This window comes from Saccharopolyspora cebuensis, assembly GCF_039542665.1.
GTDB lineage: Bacteria > Actinomycetota > Actinomycetes > Mycobacteriales > Pseudonocardiaceae > Saccharopolyspora > Saccharopolyspora cebuensis.
Window position 1 is genome coordinate 545,061 of record NZ_BAABII010000004.1, and the last position, 14,694, is coordinate 559,754.

The 14,694-nt window shown below is 73.0% G+C and carries 23 protein-coding genes; 14 read left to right on the forward strand and 9 right to left on the reverse strand.

From position 1 onward, the window contains the following. Window positions 1–31: 31 nt before the first annotated feature. Window positions 32–844, reverse strand: a complete 813-nt coding sequence (locus ABD976_RS09230; RefSeq protein ID WP_345360291.1) for an alpha/beta hydrolase — start codon at window positions 842–844, stop codon at window positions 32–34. 360 nt (window positions 845–1,204) lie between these two features. On the opposite strand from ABD976_RS09230, the gene ABD976_RS09235 reads away from it, so the two are divergent. Both ABD976_RS09235 and ABD976_RS09240 read left to right on the forward strand, forming a co-directional pair. After that, window positions 1,205–1,657, forward strand: a complete 453-nt coding sequence (locus ABD976_RS09235; protein WP_345360294.1) for a hypothetical protein — start codon at window positions 1,205–1,207, stop codon at window positions 1,655–1,657. Next, the gene (locus tag ABD976_RS09240) at window positions 1,650–1,973 is read left to right on the forward strand and encodes a winged helix-turn-helix domain-containing protein (protein WP_345360297.1); all 324 of its coding nucleotides are present in this window, start codon (window positions 1,650–1,652) and stop codon (window positions 1,971–1,973) included. The genes ABD976_RS09235 and ABD976_RS09240 overlap by 8 nt, the downstream gene beginning before the upstream one ends. A gap of 73 nt (window positions 1,974–2,046) precedes the next feature. Here the strand turns inward: ABD976_RS09240 and ABD976_RS09245 are convergent, their stop codons facing one another. Then, on the reverse strand, window positions 2,047–2,472 hold the full coding sequence (locus tag ABD976_RS09245) for a DUF6010 family protein (protein WP_345360300.1): 426 nt from the start codon (window positions 2,470–2,472) through the stop codon (window positions 2,047–2,049). A 174-nt stretch (window positions 2,473–2,646) separates the two neighbouring features. Here ABD976_RS09245 and ABD976_RS09250 point away from each other — a divergent pair, with 174 nt between their 5' ends. From ABD976_RS09250 to ABD976_RS09260, 3 genes are all read left to right on the forward strand, one after another. After that, entirely contained in the window at window positions 2,647–3,282 is a 636-nt protein-coding gene (locus ABD976_RS09250; protein ID WP_345360303.1) for a GNAT family N-acetyltransferase, read from the forward strand. A gap of 70 nt (window positions 3,283–3,352) precedes the next feature. After that, a complete protein-coding gene (locus ABD976_RS09255; protein WP_345360306.1) occupies window positions 3,353–3,541 on the forward strand; it encodes a PspC domain-containing protein in 189 nt (62 codons plus the stop codon). 268 nt (window positions 3,542–3,809) lie between these two features. Continuing rightward, window positions 3,810–4,742: an ethyl tert-butyl ether degradation protein EthD gene (locus ABD976_RS09260; RefSeq protein ID WP_345360309.1), complete on the forward strand. Its 933-nt coding sequence runs from the start codon at window positions 3,810–3,812 to the stop codon at window positions 4,740–4,742. Window positions 4,743–4,781: 39 nt separating this feature from the next. On the opposite strand, the gene ABD976_RS09265 is transcribed toward ABD976_RS09260, so the two are convergent. Both ABD976_RS09265 and ABD976_RS09270 read right to left on the reverse strand, forming a co-directional pair. Then, the gene (locus ABD976_RS09265; protein ID WP_345360624.1) at window positions 4,782–6,203 is read right to left on the reverse strand and encodes a M20/M25/M40 family metallo-hydrolase; all 1,422 of its coding nucleotides are present in this window, start codon (window positions 6,201–6,203) and stop codon (window positions 4,782–4,784) included. A gap of 31 nt (window positions 6,204–6,234) precedes the next feature. Beyond that, window positions 6,235–6,867: a GOLPH3/VPS74 family protein gene (locus tag ABD976_RS09270; RefSeq protein WP_345360312.1), complete on the reverse strand. Its 633-nt coding sequence runs from the start codon at window positions 6,865–6,867 to the stop codon at window positions 6,235–6,237. Window positions 6,868–7,072: 205 nt separating this feature from the next. Between ABD976_RS09270 and ABD976_RS09275 the strand changes: the two genes are divergently transcribed. Then, complete coding sequence (locus ABD976_RS09275) at window positions 7,073–7,930, forward strand: PIG-L family deacetylase (protein ID WP_345360315.1); 858 nt, start codon at window positions 7,073–7,075, stop codon at window positions 7,928–7,930. A gap of 127 nt (window positions 7,931–8,057) precedes the next feature. Here the strand turns inward: ABD976_RS09275 and ABD976_RS09280 are convergent, their stop codons facing one another. From ABD976_RS09280 to ABD976_RS09295, 4 genes are read right to left on the reverse strand one after another with little or no spacing between them, the layout of a single operon-like run. Next, entirely contained in the window at window positions 8,058–8,276 is a 219-nt protein-coding gene (locus tag ABD976_RS09280; RefSeq protein WP_345360318.1) for a hypothetical protein, read from the reverse strand. Beyond that, window positions 8,273–8,665, reverse strand: coding sequence for a hypothetical protein (locus ABD976_RS09285; RefSeq protein ID WP_345360321.1), 393 nt, complete (start codon window positions 8,663–8,665; stop codon window positions 8,273–8,275). The genes ABD976_RS09280 and ABD976_RS09285 overlap by 4 nt, the downstream gene beginning before the upstream one ends. Then, window positions 8,662–9,003, reverse strand: a complete 342-nt coding sequence (locus ABD976_RS09290) for a hypothetical protein (protein ID WP_345360324.1) — start codon at window positions 9,001–9,003, stop codon at window positions 8,662–8,664. The genes ABD976_RS09285 and ABD976_RS09290 overlap by 4 nt, the downstream gene beginning before the upstream one ends. A 5-nt stretch (window positions 9,004–9,008) precedes the next feature. After that, a complete protein-coding gene (locus ABD976_RS09295) occupies window positions 9,009–9,161 on the reverse strand; it encodes a hypothetical protein (protein WP_345360327.1) in 153 nt (50 codons plus the stop codon). 147 nt (window positions 9,162–9,308) lie between these two features. On the opposite strand from ABD976_RS09295, the gene ABD976_RS09300 reads away from it, so the two are divergent. From ABD976_RS09300 to ABD976_RS09310, 3 genes are all read left to right on the forward strand, one after another. Further along, window positions 9,309–10,172 (forward strand): helix-turn-helix domain-containing protein, encoded by an 864-nt coding sequence (locus ABD976_RS09300; RefSeq protein ID WP_345360330.1) that lies wholly within the window; start codon window positions 9,309–9,311, stop codon window positions 10,170–10,172. A gap of 2 nt (window positions 10,173–10,174) precedes the next feature. After that, window positions 10,175–10,405, forward strand: a complete 231-nt coding sequence (locus ABD976_RS09305; protein WP_345360333.1) for a DUF397 domain-containing protein — start codon at window positions 10,175–10,177, stop codon at window positions 10,403–10,405. Between the two features lie 203 nt (window positions 10,406–10,608). After that, window positions 10,609–11,364, forward strand: coding sequence for a MerR family transcriptional regulator (locus ABD976_RS09310; RefSeq protein ID WP_345360336.1), 756 nt, complete (start codon window positions 10,609–10,611; stop codon window positions 11,362–11,364). On the opposite strand, the gene ABD976_RS09315 is transcribed toward ABD976_RS09310, so the two are convergent. Continuing rightward, window positions 11,361–11,891 carry a GNAT family N-acetyltransferase gene (locus ABD976_RS09315; RefSeq protein WP_345360339.1) on the reverse strand — a complete coding sequence of 177 codons (531 nt, stop codon included), beginning with the start codon at window positions 11,889–11,891 and terminating at the stop codon, window positions 11,361–11,363. The two genes, ABD976_RS09310 and ABD976_RS09315, sit on opposite strands and share 4 nt — an antisense overlap. A 140-nt stretch (window positions 11,892–12,031) precedes the next feature. Between ABD976_RS09315 and ABD976_RS09320 the strand changes: the two genes are divergently transcribed. The 5 genes from ABD976_RS09320 (at window position 12,032) to ABD976_RS09340 (ending at window position 14,605) form a co-directional block, all read left to right on the forward strand. Further along, on the forward strand, window positions 12,032–12,409 hold the full coding sequence (locus ABD976_RS09320) for a fluoride efflux transporter FluC (RefSeq protein ID WP_345360342.1): 378 nt from the start codon (window positions 12,032–12,034) through the stop codon (window positions 12,407–12,409). 2 nt (window positions 12,410–12,411) lie between these two features. Continuing rightward, complete coding sequence (locus ABD976_RS09325) at window positions 12,412–12,738, forward strand: DUF190 domain-containing protein (RefSeq protein ID WP_345360345.1); 327 nt, start codon at window positions 12,412–12,414, stop codon at window positions 12,736–12,738. Next, on the forward strand, window positions 12,735–13,079 hold the full coding sequence (crcB, locus tag ABD976_RS09330) for a fluoride efflux transporter CrcB (RefSeq protein ID WP_345360348.1): 345 nt from the start codon (window positions 12,735–12,737) through the stop codon (window positions 13,077–13,079). The genes ABD976_RS09325 and crcB overlap by 4 nt, the downstream gene beginning before the upstream one ends. A 276-nt stretch (window positions 13,080–13,355) precedes the next feature. After that, entirely contained in the window at window positions 13,356–14,216 is an 861-nt protein-coding gene (locus tag ABD976_RS09335) for a hypothetical protein (protein ID WP_345360351.1), read from the forward strand. After that, window positions 14,213–14,605, forward strand: a complete 393-nt coding sequence (locus ABD976_RS09340; RefSeq protein ID WP_345360354.1) for an SdpI family protein — start codon at window positions 14,213–14,215, stop codon at window positions 14,603–14,605. Before ABD976_RS09335 ends, ABD976_RS09340 begins: the two co-directional genes overlap by 4 nt. Window positions 14,606–14,694 lie beyond the last annotated feature (89 nt).

Sequence of the window (14,694 nt, forward strand, 5' to 3'; positions counted from 1 at the left end):
TGCCCCTCACTCAGGTACCTGACGGGTGAACTCAGTCGCTGTCCTGGAGGTGGCTGCCGGGGAGGTGGCGGCGGAACCACGCGGTCAGCCCGGCGTCGACTTCGCGGGCGAGTGGGAGCTGCGGTGCGGGTTCGATGCCGGGTTCGTCGGCGAGCGGATGCGCCAGCCCGGGGACGGTCAGCAGTTCGGCCCGGTCGCCCACCGCGTCGACCAGCTCGGACGCGTCGGTGCGCAGCGCCGGGTGGTCCAGCTCGCCGCTGACGACCAGCAGCGGTGCGCGTCCGGCGATGGCCGCCGCCCGGCTGACGAAGTCCAGGCCGTCGGCGACCGCCGCGGACTCGGCGTCGTAGGGGTACTCGCCGGGGAACAGGTCGACGACGGACCGGATCCGGATGGCGGCGTTGACGAGGGCGGCGGCGAAGACCGGGACCCCGGTGTCGGCGAGGACCCGCAGCGCGACGGCGCCGCCGAGCGAGCCGCCGAGCACGCCGATCGGCCCGTCGTCGACCGGAAGCTGCGCGCGGATCGACGCCAGCGCCGCGGGGAATTCCTCGGTCGCCTGCCGGACGAACGGGTGCAGCGCCGACATCAGGACGTCCTGCTGGATCAGTTCCCAGCCGGCGTCCATGCTGCCGTCGACCATGCGGGCCCCGCACATCGGCATGCCGAGGTGGACCCGCCACGCGGGCAGCTCGTCCATCGGCAGCGCGGCGGCGAACGCGGCGTCCGACCTCGGCGCGTCCAGCATGTGCCAGGTGACGATGAGCGGGGCGGGGCCGTCGTGGGCCGGTGGCAGGGCGGTGAAGGGCACGCCGGCCGCCGTGCCGGTGATCGGTGAGCGCATGCGGCCACGGTAGGGCCGCCACCGCGCGCCGGGAATCGGTTGCGCTCCGGGTGAATTCCGCGCCCAGCGGATTCGTCGCGGTGGTGGCGCCGCCGTGCGCGCGAGGACCGGGCCGAGGTGCCAGGTCGCGGCGGGTGGGGCGGCCCTGGTGTCCGGGGGCGGGCCGCAGCTCGGGCGAGCGGCCCTTCCACCTCCGGTTCCCCCGGCAGCCGCCCGCCAGGCGGTGGTGCGCCACGTGTCGATCCGTTCGACGGCGCCCTGCGGTTCCGCCCCGGAAGGTACTTGCCTACCGGGAAAGTGGTCGTGTACTTTCCCAGTGGGCAACAACATGACGAGGAAGCAAGCGAGGGAGGAACTGCGATGATGAGCCCGACTCCCGAAGAGGCCCGCGCGGCGCTGCACCAGGTCGGCGACCAGCAGGCGGCCGCCCGGCGCGGTGCCGAGCCGCGCTGGGCGCTCGCGGTGCTCGCCGTGCTGGCGCTCGCGCTCGGCGTGTCCGCGGATCTCGGCAGCGATCTGCACCTGCTGGTGTACTGCGGGCTGGCCGCGTTCGCGCTGGTCCTGACCGCCGCTTCGCGGTCGAGGCGGCTCGGTGGGGCGCTGGGCTACCGGCGCGCGCCGGCTCCGGACGTCTCCTGGGGCGGGCGCGTGGCCCGGCTGGCCGTGGGGGCGGTGCTGGCGCTCCTGCTGGCGGCGGGCCTGCGTGCCGCGGACGTGCCGTTTCCCACGACGATCGGGATGGCGCTGCTGGCGGTGCTGATCTTCGGCTGGGAACCGCTGCGCGCCCGACTGCGGAGGCGCACGCATGGATGAGCTGGACACCGCACTGCTGGACCCGACGCGGCTGTCGATCGTGTCGCTGCTGGCGGCGACGCGCTGGGCGGAGTTCGGCTACGTCCGGGATTCCGTCGGCCTGTCCGACTCGGCACTGTCCAAACAGGTCAGTGCGCTGGACCGGCTCGGGTACGCCGAGGTGGAGAAGGGCTACGTCGGCAAGCGGCCGCGCACCTGGCTCAACCTCAGCGAAACCGGCCGCGCTGCGCTGACCCGGCACATCGCCGCGCTGCAGCGGATCGCCGCCAACGCCGGCGAGGCAGGCCGGCAGCACCACCAGCACTCCGCGGACTGAGCCGCCGCGCTGCGCAACGCGGAACGAGGAATCCCTTGCCGAGGCGGGGATTCCTCGCCGAGCCCGGCCGGGCTCAGGCCGGGAGGTGGTCGGCGGCGGGGTCGCGGCGGCTGAAGCGAGCCCGGAGTTCGCCGACCGAGGGTCCGCCGGCCAGGCACCACAGCGCGATCACCGGGTCGCAGATCGCGCAGCCCAGGGAGGAGTGCTCGGCGAACGGGACGATCGGGTCGCCGCTGAGGTGGTGCGCCACGTCCCAGGCGGTGTGCAGGAGCCAGGCGATGCCGATGAAGGTCCAGGATCGCAGGCCGCGGTAGGCGCAGCAGGTCGCGACGATGGTGAAGGCGAACTCCCAGAGCCCGAGGCCGCCGCCGCTGAGGTAGGCGGCCCCGGCCCCGGCGACCACGATGGCGTTGAACCGGCGCCTGGTGTCCGGGTCGCGGATGAGCGAGTTCAGCAGCACGTACAGCACGCCGATCGAGAGGGCCGTGACGACGATCATGGTGGTCTCCTGGTTGTGGTGCCGGTCCTCCCCGGACGCTAGGAGTCGGCGCCGGGCCCCGGAACTGGCGAGAACGCCGCCTGCCGCCGGAATCCCGCCAACCGGCGCGACGCGACCGCCGAGCAGCGGGAAAACCGGCTGCGCGGCCGGGTCGCGGTCGGTCATGCTGGGCCGGTGCTGACCGATCACTGGCCGCTGGCGGGGCTGCGGGTGCGGACCCCGCGCCTCGAACTGCGGCTGCCCGACGGCGCGGAGCTGGCCGCGCTGGCCGATGTCGCGCTGGCGGGCGTGCACCCGCCGGAGCAGATGCCGTTCGCGCACCCCTGGACCGACCTGCCGCCCGCCGAGCGGGGGCGTTCGGTGCTGCAGCACCACTGGCGGGCGCTGGCCGACTGGTCCGCCGAGCGGTGGGTGCTGCCGCTGGCGGTGTTCGTCGAGGGCCGCCCGGTCGGGATCCAGGCGGTGCAGGCGCAGGACTTCGCGGTGCTGCGGCAGGTGAGCACGGGTTCGTGGCTGGGCCAGGCGCACCAGGGGCGGGGCATCGGCACCGAGATGCGCCGGGCGGTGCTGCACCTGGCCTTCGCCGGGCTCGGCGCCGAGGAGGCGGTGTCGGGGGCGCACGACGACAACCCGGCCTCGCTGGCGGTGACGCGCAAGCTGGGCTACCGGCCGGACGGCGTCCAGCGGGCGGTGGTGCGCGGGCGGCGGAGCACGGAGCTGCGGTTCCGCCTGGATCGGGCGGAATGGGCGGACCGCGATGAGTTCTCGATCACCGGCCTGTCGCCGTGCCTGCCGATGTTCGGGGTATGACCTGCGATTCCGGGTTCGCTCGGGGTTCGCCCCGAGGTGCGGGGACGCGCGGGACGGGCACGATGGGGACATGGCTACTCGGATGCCCCTTCGACGTCCCCGTCACGGCAAGCGGATCGCCGGTGTGTGCGCCGGGCTCGCCGACCGGTTCGGGATGCGCCCGTTCACCGTGCGGCTGCTGTTCGTGGTCTCGTGCGTGCTGCCGGGACCGCAGTTCCTGCTCTACCTGCTGCTGTGGGTCCTGGTGCCCAAGGCCTGACCACCACCGCCGCGCCCACCAGGCGGTGACCAGCAGCACCGCCTGGCCAGGACACCCCGGTGGCCGGGCCGCCAGGAGCCGAACACCGGCTACCCGGCACGGCTACCGGTGCCCGTGGCACCTCGCCCCTTCGCGGGTAACCGGCCGTTCGCCGCGGGGCCGCCCGCGAGCTGACCGGCCCGGGCGCCCGCGTCCTCCAGCGCCGACGGCGCGACCGGGACGGGTGTTGCGAGGTCGCTCGCGACCGCGGTGCTGGCACACTCGGCCCGTGGACGCATCGGTCGAGGTGCCGGACGTGGTCGGCCTGGAGAACGCCGCCGAACTGGCCCTGACGTCCTTCTGCTGGTGGCGCGCCGATCTCCCCCGGGCCGTGTGCGAGACCTACTGGCGCGACGTGCACGGGATCATGTTCGCCCGCGCCCCGGGCCTGTGGCAGTACCGGCAGCTCCGCCTGGGCGGCAACCGCCCCGACCTCTGGCCGGCGGTCCAGGGCCTCTCGTTCGACGCACCGGAGGTGGCCCAGCCGCAGGGCATCCCGCACGGGCTCTTCCTGTCCGAGGCCGACCTGGTCGCCTTCGGCGACCACCCGCTGCCCAAGGACGTCATCCCCCGCGATGCGCACCACTTCCTCGGTCGCATCGGTGCGCTGCTGTCCCCTCCGGGCGGTGGTCGCACCCTCGTCGACCGGATCAACGATCCCGCCGTGCAGGGACCTCCGCCGGTGCCGACCTTCGCGCTCTGCTTCGTCCCCCGAGCGGGAGCGGCCGACGGGTTCCACGCCTTCCTGACCGAGCGCGTGGCGCGCCCGTGGAGCGAGCACCCGGACGTGGTGCGGCTGCGCGTCGAGCCGCTTCCGCCGTACGAGTCGGCGATGAGCTCGCCCGGTGTGGCGCACCGGTGGCCGGGCGAGGAGACCTACCTCGGCTGGATCGAGCTCGCGGTGCGCGACGGGGCCGTGCTCGGCGATCTCCTCGCGGGCCCGGCCGACTTCGCCCACCACGTCAGCGCCCTGCACACCTACCCGGTCCGCGAGGTCTACACGCTCATCTCCGGGGGACGGCCGACCGAAGTGGGCCTGCGCGGATATCCGGCGGTGCGGGCGATCATCGCCGCGGGCGCGGAGAACCAGCGCGGTGCGGCGGTCCTGACCCGCCTGTTCGGCGATGCCGTGCGCGGCCTGGACCAGCTCAGGAAGCCCTGACCGGGCGGCGGCCCGAGCGGGGCCGCCGCCGTCGCGGGGTCAGCGCCGGGCGTGCGCGTCGAGGACGCAGGCCACCGAGGCGGTGATGCGCGCGGCAAAGTCCAGGTGCAGCGATTCGTCGGGCACGTGGGCGTTGCTGTCCGGGCCGAGGGCGCCGGTGACCACGAACTGCGCCTCCGGGTACTTGGCGTGCAGCAGGCCCATGAACGGGATCGAGCCGCCGAGCCCCATCGTCCGCCAGCCCGCGCCGAAGACGTCCGCCGAGGCGCTGTCCAGGGCGTCGGACAGCCACGGCGCCGGGGCCGGGGCGTTCCAGCCGGGCCCGGCTTCCTGGTGGCCGAAGGTGATCCGGGCGCCGTGCGGCACGTCGGTGCTCAGCACCTCGCGCACCGCGGCCAGCGCGGCGTCGGCGTCGGCGGTCGGCGGCAGCCGGAACCCGAGCATCAGCGTGGTGGAGGGCCGCAGCACGTTGCCCGCCTCGGCCGGGTCGGGCAGCCCGGCGGCGCCGATCACCGCGAGGCTGGGTCGCCAGGTGTTGTTCAGCGCGAGCTCGACCTCGTCGTCGGCTTCGGGGCGCAGGCCCTCGGGCAGCGGGACGGAGCGGCGGACCAGTCCGGGGACGGCCTCGATCGCCGCGCGGGCCTCCTCGACGCGCTCCTCCGGGATCGGGCCGTGCAGCTCGGGCAGCAGGATCTCGCCGGTGCGGGAGTCCTCGATGCGGTCGAGCAGCCGGCGCAGCACCCGGAAGGAACTCGGCACGATGCCGCCCGCGGTGCCGGAGTGCTGCCCGGAGTCGAGCACGTGGGCGGTGACCTCCAGCTGCACCAGACCGCGCAGCGAGGTGGTCAGCCACATCCGCTCGTAGTCCCCGGCGCCGGAGTCCAGGCACACCACCAGGGAGACGGCGCCGAGCCGGTCGGCGAGGTGGTCGAGGTAGGCGGGCAGGTCGGGGCTGCCGGATTCCTCGCCGGTCTCCAGCAGCACGACGCAGCGGGCGTGTTCGCCGCCGTGCGCGCGCGCCGCTTCCAGGGCGGTGACGGCGGCGTACCCGGCGTAGCCGTCGTCGACCGAGCCGCGGCCGTAGAGCCTGCCGTCGCGGACGACCGGGGTCCACGGGTCGAGTCCCTCGGACCAGCCGCCGACCGGGGGCTGCTTGTCGAGGTGCCCGTAGAGCAGCACGGTGTCGTCGGACTCGCCGGTGGCGGGCACGTCGACCAGCAGCAGCGGGGTGCGCCCGGGCAGCCGCACCACCTCGATCTCGACGCCGGGCAGCTCGCGGTCGGCGATCCAGCTCCGCACGTGCTCGACGGCGGCGTCCAGGTGTCCGGTGTCCGCCCAGTCGGCGTCGAAGGCGGGCGAGACGGCGGGGATGCGCACCAGGTCCGACAGGCTCGGCAGCACGGAGTCGTGCCAGGTCCCGCGGACGGTGGCGGTCAGGGCTGAGCGGTCCACGCCCGCGATCCTATGCCCACCGGCCAGCGCCCCGGTCCGCTCAGCCCGCGGCGGCGGTGGCGGCGACGACGGCGCCCCCGGCCATCGCGGCGTTGGCGGCGGCGACGGCGTGCTCGACGGCGGTGCCGAGCTGCTCGCCGCGGCAGATCTGCTTGAGGCGGGCGCGCTGCGGACCGGTGAAGCCCAGCGACCAGGACAGCCGGGTGGCGTGCACCAGCGCGGCGAGCAGCGCGAGCCGGTTGGTGAGCTGACCGCCGTCGGCGCAGTGCCGCAGCTCGGCGAGCAGCTGCGCGTGCGCGGCCGGGTGCGGGTGGAAGCGGTCGACGGGGAACAGCCCGAGCACCTTCTCCCGCTGGTGGGTCATCAGGCCCGCGCGGACCAGGTCGCTCGCGTGCTGCACCCGGGTGCGGCGGGACTGCACGAAGCGGGCGGCGTCCACCGGCCGACCGGCCGGACCGGAGCGCCTGACCAGCAGGGCCAGCGCTTCGTCGATCCACCGCTCCCCGGCGGGCGAGGCGTCGAGGACCCGGACCTTCCGGCGGACGAACTCGATGCGGTGCCGCAGCACGAGTTCGCCCAGTTCCGCCGCGCCGAGGTAGTTGGAGGAGGCGTAGTGGCCGCCGTTGGGCTTGTGCAGCAGGAGCGCGAACTCCCCGGGGATGGTCACCGTCATGCGCGAAGTATGCCGCCCGGCGGCGGCCGTCGAGGCCGGTCCGGACCGATCGGCCTCGAAAAGCTGGTCGCACCCGCTGCCTGTCCGGGTGAGCGTCGTGCCTGCCCCTGTCACCGGTCCGGAGGAGCGGGCGGCGAGCGTCCCCGGTCCGGCGCGGCCCCCGCCGCACCCTGTCGGTGACCGATTTCGGCCGTGGGGAGGCACGATGGTTTCTTCGATCGGGTTCTACTTCGGCGCGCACCAGGACGACGCGCTGCTGTTCCGGGGCGAGTTCCTGCGATCCGACGCGAGCACGCCGGACGCGCGGGTGGTGCACGTGGTGACCACGGCGGGCGACGCCGGGCTGGAGGCGTACTGGTGGCGGGCCCGCGAGAAGGGCCTGATCGACGCGCACGGGCGCGCCCACGCCGCCGACCCGTCCGGCGTGAAGCGGCGGTTCGGCGGCAAGAACGTCACCGTCTACGACGCGGGGAAGTGGGCGGTCTACTGCCTGCGGCTGCCGGACGGCAACATCGGCGGCGGCGGGTTCCCGCGCACCGGGCACGCGAGCCTGGTGAAGCTGCGCGACGGCCGGATCAACCGGATGCAGGCCGTCGACGGCGACGCGGCCTCGGTCTACACGAGCTGGAGCGACTTCCGGAACACGCTCCGCGCGATCGTCGACCAGGAGATGTCCGCGGCGCGGCTGCGGCCGCCGCAGTGGGTCAACACCGCCGACCACCTCGGGACGAACAACCCGAACGACCACACCGACCACTACGCCACCAGCCAGGCGGTCCGCGACGTCGTCGGCAGCGCCTACCACCGCGTCCACTGGGTCAGCTACGACATCGAACACCGCCCGGCCAACCTCGCCGACCCGCAGCTGACCTGGAAGCGCGACCTCTTCTACGCCTACGCGCACGCGGTGAGCCGGGACACCGGCACCGGCATCGGCTACTTCGACGCCGAGTGGAACAGGTGGGGCAACAAGAGCTACTGGCGCGAACAACGAGCCACCCGCACCACCGAGGACCAGCCCGAGCAGCCCGAGCAGCAGGCCCCCGAGCCCACCGCCACCTGAGTGAGGGGCACCCTTGTCCAACATACTTGGGCAAGGGTGCCCCTCACTCAGCTCCCATCCGGGTGACGCCGCAGCGGAGGCGCAGCTCGTCCAAGGCGCGCTGGTTGGTCCGGGCACGGTTCGCTGGTCAGAGGTGGTGGAGGCCGTCGAGGATGCGTTGCAGGGTGGCCGGGTCGTAGGAGTAGGTGGTGCTGAGCGGTACCGGTTCGGGCTCGGCCGCGGGTTCCGGGGTGGGGTCGGGCGGGGTGACCGGCGGTTCGGGTGGGCGTCGGGCGGTGCGGCGGTGGACGGCCCAGGCGGTGAGCGCGGCGGTGGCGAGGAGTCCGGCGGCGATCCAGCGCTTCACGAGGTGGTCTCCTGGGTGGTGGCGCGGTCGAAGACGGCGTCGGCGAGTTCGGGCGGGAGGTCGCGCAGCCGGTGCGCGCGGTCGTCGTCGGTCAGCCAGGCCGGGACGCCCAGCGCGGTGAGCTCGGCGTGCAGCGCCGTCGCGAACGCCCAGGTGATGTGCCGCTTCTCCCGGGCGATGGCGGACCGCGGTCCGCCGGGAGCGGTGGGCATCACCACCAGGTCGCCGATCGTCCACGCGCGGCCGTCGTCGACGAGCCAGCGGCCGAGGGCGCCGCGGCGCAGCACGAGCACCGGGTTCCCGGCGCGTTCCGCGTCGAGCCCGGCCGACCACGCGGTGACGGCGGAGCGCTCCTCGGCGCGGCGCAGCACTTCGGCGGGGGCGGTCACGAGGTGGACTCCGGGAGCGAGCCGGAGACCATCCACGACCCGGCGGGCCCGAGCCCGGCGACCAGTCCGCGCAGCGCGCTGACCGGATCGTCGTCGACCCTGGTCAGCAACCGCCCGGCGTGCACGAGCGGTTCGGACGGCTCGTAGCGCGCTTCGTAGCGGCTCACCGTCGCGTAGCCGTACTCCGACAGCACGGCGATCACCACCTCGTCGCGCACCCGCACGAGCTGCACGTCCCCGCCCGCCCACGGGCAGGGCAGCGGGCTGAACCCCGCCTCGACGAGCCGCCGCACCAGCGGTTCCACCGCCCGGTCGACGGCCTTGCGCACTCCGGTCACGTCGATCACCGGACCCGCACCCGCGACTCGGCGGTCGCGTCGCCGTGGGCGTTGACGAGCAGCTGCGTCTCCTCGACCGGAGCGGTGACGAACCACTCGACGACCGCCCGCAACACCGCGGCCTCCGCCGCCTCGGGCACCTGATCAGCACATCGCATCGAACACCTCCCATGAAGTACGTGAATGGAATACTGTGAATACAACAATGTTGTGTTCACAACGTCAACGGCCAAGTGGTCATCCGATCCGGTGGACGATGCCGTAGGGCACGCTTGTGCCCCGGACCTCAGCGAAAGGTGAGCAGCGTGGTTACGCCGTCGAGTCCTGCCGTGCTCAAGCGCTGGATCGCGTTGGAGTTGCGACGTCTGCGAAAGCAGGCCGGGTTGAAGCAGAAGGACGCCGCACAGCGCATCGGTCGCTCGCAACAGCACATCGGCTACCTGGAGAGCGCTCGGAATCTGCCATCCCACGGCGATCTGGAACTCTTGCTTGGGCTCTACGGGATGCAGGACCGCCACGACTTCATGCGTGACCTGCTTTCCGCGGCGAAGAAGGGACGCAACTGGTGGACCGGCCTGAGCGGTGCGGTTCCGAAGTGGTTCGACCTCTTCCTGGGGCTCGAAGCCGGTGCGGCCGAGCTGTCGTCGTTCGATGCCCTCCTCGTGACTGGACTTCTCCAGACACGCGCTTACGCCGAGGCTGTGGTCCGTTCCGACACAGACCTTTCCGACGATGAGGTCGGTCAACGGGTCGAACTGAGGATGAGACGGCAGGACCTGCTGGATCGGTCTGAAGAACCTGTTCGGCTGTGGACCATCATGGACGAATCGGTCTTGTACCGGACGCTCGGCAGCTCCGACGTGATGCGGGACCAACTCAGGCAGTTGCTCGCCATGTCGGAACGGCCACGCGTAGATCTCCAGGTCCTACCGCTGTCCGGCAACGCCCATACCGCTCAACAGGGCGGGACCTTCACGTTGATGCGGTTCCCAGTTGACATGGTCGGTGACCCCGGCGTCGTCTACCACGAACTGCTCAGCAGCGGCCATTACCTCGAAGACCCCTCCGAAGTCCTGCTCTACGAGCGGACGTTCCGCCGAATTGCGGGCTTGGCTGCCGAACCGGGTGACTCCCGGAGGATGATTGAGCGGGCCATCAAGGAGGTGTGAAAGTGCGCGACGGAGAGTTAGACGTTCCTCGGTGCGGGGCACCGCGCAACGGATTTCGCAGGTCCAGCTACAGCGGGCAGAACGGTCACTGCGTCGAGGTGGCGGGCTCCGGCGGTGACGGTCGGTGGGTGCGGGACAGCAAGGCGCCCGGGTCCGGCCTCCACCGGTTCACCGCCGGGCAGTGGCGGTCATTCCTCACCCACCTCAAGGCGGGCGGTCTCGACTCGCGCTGATCCGAGCCCGATGCGGCCTCACCCGTTCGGTAGCTGAGTGAGGGGCACCCTGTACCACGTGACTTGGTACAGGGTGCCCCTCACCTGCAAAAACCCCACCTGGACGGGCGGTGCTCCGGCGTGTTGCGGGGGTTGTGGTGGCGGCTCGGGTTGACCCTCACGTGGCGGGAGGCCGCAGGCTGAGCGTCGTGGAGGTGAGGGCGGTGGGTTACACGGTGGGCCAGGTGGCCCGGCTGACCGGCGTGACGGTGCGGACGCTGCACCACTACGACGAGGTGGGGCTGCTGGTGCCCTCCGGTCGCACGTCCGCGGGGTACCGCAGCTACTCGGACGCGGACCTGGACCGGCTGCGCCGCGTCCTGTTCTACCGGGAGCTGGACCTCGGCCTCGACGACATCGCGGCGGTCCTCGCCGAAGGCAGTGCACGCGCGCACCTGGAGCGGCAGCACGAGCTGCTGCTGGAGCGGATCGACCGGCTCCAGCGGATCGCCGCGGCCGTGCGCGAGGAGATGGAGGCGGTTTCGATGGGCATCAACCTGACGCAGGAGGAGAAGTTCGCGCTGTTCGGCGACTTCGACCCGGACGACCACGCGCCCGAGGTCGAGCGCCGGTGGGGCGGCAGCGACGCCTACCGGCAGTCGCGGGAGCGGATGGCCGGGTACGGCGAGCAGGACTGGCGGCGGTTCCTCGGGGAGCAGAGCGCGGTGCACGAGCGGCTCGCCGAGGCGCTGCGCTCCGGCGCGGCCCCGGACGAGGAGGCGGTGCTCGACCTCGCCGAGGAGCACCGGCAGGTGATCACGCGCTGGTGCTACGACTGCACCTACGAGATCCACCGGGGCCTGGGCGAGATGTACGTGGCCGACGAGCGGTTCACCGCCACCTACGAGGCCATCGAGCCGGGCCTGGCGGAGTTCGTCCGCGCCGCGATCGTCGCCAACGCCGACCACCGCCGGGGTTAGCCCTGGCGGTGCCGCTTCCGGGCCGCGGCGTGCAGCCTGGCCTTCGCCGGGTCCTCCCGCACCCGCGGTGGGCGCGGCGGGCCGGGCTCGGGGGCGTGCCGGATGAACAGCGTCACGGTCACGCTGTCGGTGAACCCGCTGCGCCGCATCAGCTTCGCCGAGGATTCGTTGTCCTTCTCGACGTCGGTGATGACCCGGGTCGCGCCCGCCGCGAACAGCGCCTGGCAGGACGCCTCCAGCAGGGCGCGGGCCAAGCCCTCGCCCTGGTGCTCCGGGTCGACGCCGATCCACTCGACGTAACCCCAGTCCTCCCGCTCGTCGTAGGACAGCGACCCGAGCACGAAGGCGACCACGCGCCCGTCGTGCTCGGCGACCCAGCACGAGTCCGGCTGGGCGTCCAGGTGCACCGCCACGCTGGACAGCGACCACGACGTGTACGGCATGGCGGAGACGTCGAAGACGCGGTTGCCCAGTTCGAGGACGCCGGCCAGGTGCTCCAGCCGCATCGGGACGGGTTCGGTGGCCATGGTGCGGGACTCCTGTTCGACGCTCCCAGACTACGGTGACCTGGGCACCGCCGCGGTGCGGCGACCTCGCGTGGAGATGCCCGCGGTGGTGTAGTGGCAGCGTTTCGAGGAGGTGCGCCATCCGACCGGTTCCCTGGGACGTGCTGGGCGTCGTCGCGCTCGGCGGCGCGCTCGGCGCCGTGCTGCGGCACGGGATCTCGGTGCTGCTGCCGCACCGCGGTTTCCCGTGGGCGACGCTGCTGACCAACGTCGCGGGCTGCCTGGCCATCGGGGTGCTGATGTACGTCATCACCGAGCTCGTGCAGGCGCACCGGCTGGTCCGGCCGTTCGTCGGGATCGGCGTGCTCGGCGGGTTCACCACCCTGTCGACCTACGTGGTCGAGGGGCTCGGGCTCGCCGAGCGCGCACCCGCCCTCGCCGCGCTGTACCTGGTGGGTTCGGTGTTCGCCTGCCTGGGCGCGGTGCTCCTCGGGCTGCTGGGCAGCCGCTCGGTGGCCGAATCGCTGCGACGGAGGTGACCATGCGGTTGAGCGGACGGGCGCTGCGCCTGACCGTGGTGCTCGGCGAGAGCGACACTTACCGGCACCACCCGGCCTACCACGAGATCGTGCTGCGGGCCCGCGGCGCCGGGTTGGCGGGGGCGTCGGTGTACCGGGGGGTCGAGGGCTTCGGCGCGTCCTCGACGATCCACACCACGCGGGTGCTGGCGCTCAGCGAGGACCTGCCCATCTCGGTCGTGATCGTCGACGAGGAGCAGCGCGTCCGGGACTTCCTGCCGCAGCTCGACGACGTGGCCGCGGGCGGTCTGGTCCTGCTCGACGAGGTGGAAGTGGTCCGGTACGGATGACGGTCCTGCTGGTCGCGCTCGGCGGCGCGGTGGGCGCGAGCGCGCGGTTCCTCCTGGACCGGTGGGTGCAGCGCCACTCCACCGGATTCCCGCTGGGCACCCTCGCGGCGAACGTGCTCGGCTCGCTGCTGCTGGGTGCGCTGGTCGGCACGTCGTGGCCGGTGTTCCCGCTGCTCGGCACGGGTTTCTGCGGGGCGCTCACCACGTTCAGCACCTTCGGCTACGAGACGGTCCGGTTGTTCGCCGAACGCGCCCGGCTGCTCGCGGTGCTCAACGTGCTCGGCACCGCGGCGGCCGGGCTCGCCGCCGCGGCCCTCGGGATGCTGCTCACCGGGGCATGATCCTCGGAACAGCGGTGCCGCACGTGCGGCAGGAGTTCGAGCGGACCATCGCGGCAGCACCGGGTTTCCTCGGGCTCTCCGGCACTGCGCCGAGGAGCCGGGCCGGTACCTGGTGCGCTGGCGGAGCCTCACCGACCGCACCGGGGGATCGCCGGATCACCAGCGGTGGAAGGGACTCCTGCACCACTGCTACGACGACCGTGCGGCACCACGAGCTCGTCGACCCCGCGTGAAAAACCGCCCCGGCGCGGGGGATCGGAGCCGTAAGGTTCCGACATGGCGGCCCCCGAGCCCTCGCTGAGCCAGTTCGCGGAACGCGCCCTCACCGCCGCGCGGCGGGCGAGCGCGGACGGCACCGCGGCGCTGGTCGTCGCCGTCATCCCGGTGGTCGTGGTGGTGATCCGGATCCTGCTGGTGGCGGGGCACGATCCGGCCGCCGTGCGGATCCTGCTCACCACCCTGAACATCCCGGCGATCGCGCTCGACGCCACGACGGTGCTGGTGCCGGTGCTGCTGTTCTTCGCGATGATCCGGGTGCTGGACTGGACGCTGCGGCGCGAGGACCCGGGAACGGCGGCGCTGACCCTGGGTTTCGGCGTGGCGATCGTCGTGCTGCTGCTGCCGATGCAGATGGCGCCGTGGATCGTGCTGCCCTGCGCCGCCTACGCCGCGGCGGCGCTGCGCCGCCGGACCGCCGGACGCGTCGTGCTGTCGGCGATCGTGGGCCAGCTCTCCGGCCTGGTGCTGCTCGGCCTCGCCTTCGTCGCGCTGTTCACGCCCGCGTCCTTCGCGTTCTCCATGAACCAGATGTGGCTGCCCGCCGAGATGATCACGGTGCGGGCGGCGGACGGCACCGTGCGGGACCGCTTCCCGGGCTACGTCCTGCACTCCGGCGACCACCACCTCACCGCGATGCGCCACGTGCCGACCAGCGGAACCGCCGACGACTTCCCCGGCTACCGCCCCGGCCCCCAGTTCGCCATCCTCGACCCGACCGCGGTGCGCCGCGAGCTCTGCTCCGTCCCCGGCGGCGACCTCGCGGTGACCCGCCAGTCCCTAGCCCAGCTCACCGGACTCCTCGGCGAGACCACGGCTCCGGCCGAACTGCCCACCTGCGCGCAACTGTGGCGGGGATGATGGACGTCGTGGAAGCCATCAGCGGATTCATCGGCCTGGCCATCGGACTGCTGTGCCTCGCGGCCGTCACGCACACCGTCCGGAACCAGACGCTGGCGGGCACCCTCCGCCGCAACCACGCGATCGGCATCCGCACCAAGGCGACGATGGCCTCCGACACCGCCTGGTGGGCCGGGCACCGAGCAGCCGCCCCGTGGATGCTCGCCGCCGCCCGCACCGGCTACACCACCGCAGCGGTGACCACCGCGCTCATCGCGGCCCAGCTCGCCCTCGGCGAGACCTACCCGCTCGCCCTGATCGTCCCCGGCGGCGGCTTCACCGCCGTCCTGGCCGCGGCCCTCCTCGCCACCCGCAGGGCCAACCGAGCAGCCCGCGCCACCGAGTCGTAGCGCCCACGTCGCGGGACTTCAGCACTCGCGGGCCGGCCTGGCGATTCCGCACGGCACAGCGCAGATACACCGAAGGCGCAGGAACACCG

Excerpts from the sequence above, each read along its gene's own strand:
- ABD976_RS09235 (WP_345360294.1), top strand. The coding sequence starts at position 1,205 with ATGATGAGCCCGACTCCCGAAGAGGCCCGCGCGGCGCTGCACCAGGTC.
- ABD976_RS09340 (WP_345360354.1), top strand. The coding sequence starts at position 14,213 with ATGATGGACGTCGTGGAAGCCATCAGCGGATTCATCGGCCTGGCCATC.
- ABD976_RS09315 (WP_345360339.1), bottom strand. The coding sequence starts at position 11,891 with ATGGCCACCGAACCCGTCCCGATGCGGCTGGAGCACCTGGCCGGCGTC.
- ABD976_RS09295 (WP_345360327.1), bottom strand. The coding sequence starts at position 9,161 with ATGCGATGTGCTGATCAGGTGCCCGAGGCGGCGGAGGCCGCGGTGTTG.
- crcB (WP_345360348.1), top strand. The coding sequence starts at position 12,735 with ATGACGGTCCTGCTGGTCGCGCTCGGCGGCGCGGTGGGCGCGAGCGCG.
- ABD976_RS09255 (WP_345360306.1), top strand. The coding sequence starts at position 3,353 with ATGGCTACTCGGATGCCCCTTCGACGTCCCCGTCACGGCAAGCGGATC.
- ABD976_RS09275 (WP_345360315.1), top strand. The coding sequence starts at position 7,073 with ATGGTTTCTTCGATCGGGTTCTACTTCGGCGCGCACCAGGACGACGCG.
- ABD976_RS09230 (WP_345360291.1), bottom strand. The coding sequence starts at position 844 with ATGCGCTCACCGATCACCGGCACGGCGGCCGGCGTGCCCTTCACCGCC.
- ABD976_RS09335 (WP_345360351.1), top strand. The coding sequence starts at position 13,356 with ATGGCGGCCCCCGAGCCCTCGCTGAGCCAGTTCGCGGAACGCGCCCTC.
- ABD976_RS09240 (WP_345360297.1), top strand. The coding sequence starts at position 1,650 with ATGGATGAGCTGGACACCGCACTGCTGGACCCGACGCGGCTGTCGATC.
- ABD976_RS09245 (WP_345360300.1), bottom strand. The coding sequence starts at position 2,472 with ATGATCGTCGTCACGGCCCTCTCGATCGGCGTGCTGTACGTGCTGCTG.
- ABD976_RS09270 (WP_345360312.1), bottom strand. The coding sequence starts at position 6,867 with ATGACGGTGACCATCCCCGGGGAGTTCGCGCTCCTGCTGCACAAGCCC.
- ABD976_RS09325 (WP_345360345.1), top strand. The coding sequence starts at position 12,412 with ATGCGGTTGAGCGGACGGGCGCTGCGCCTGACCGTGGTGCTCGGCGAG.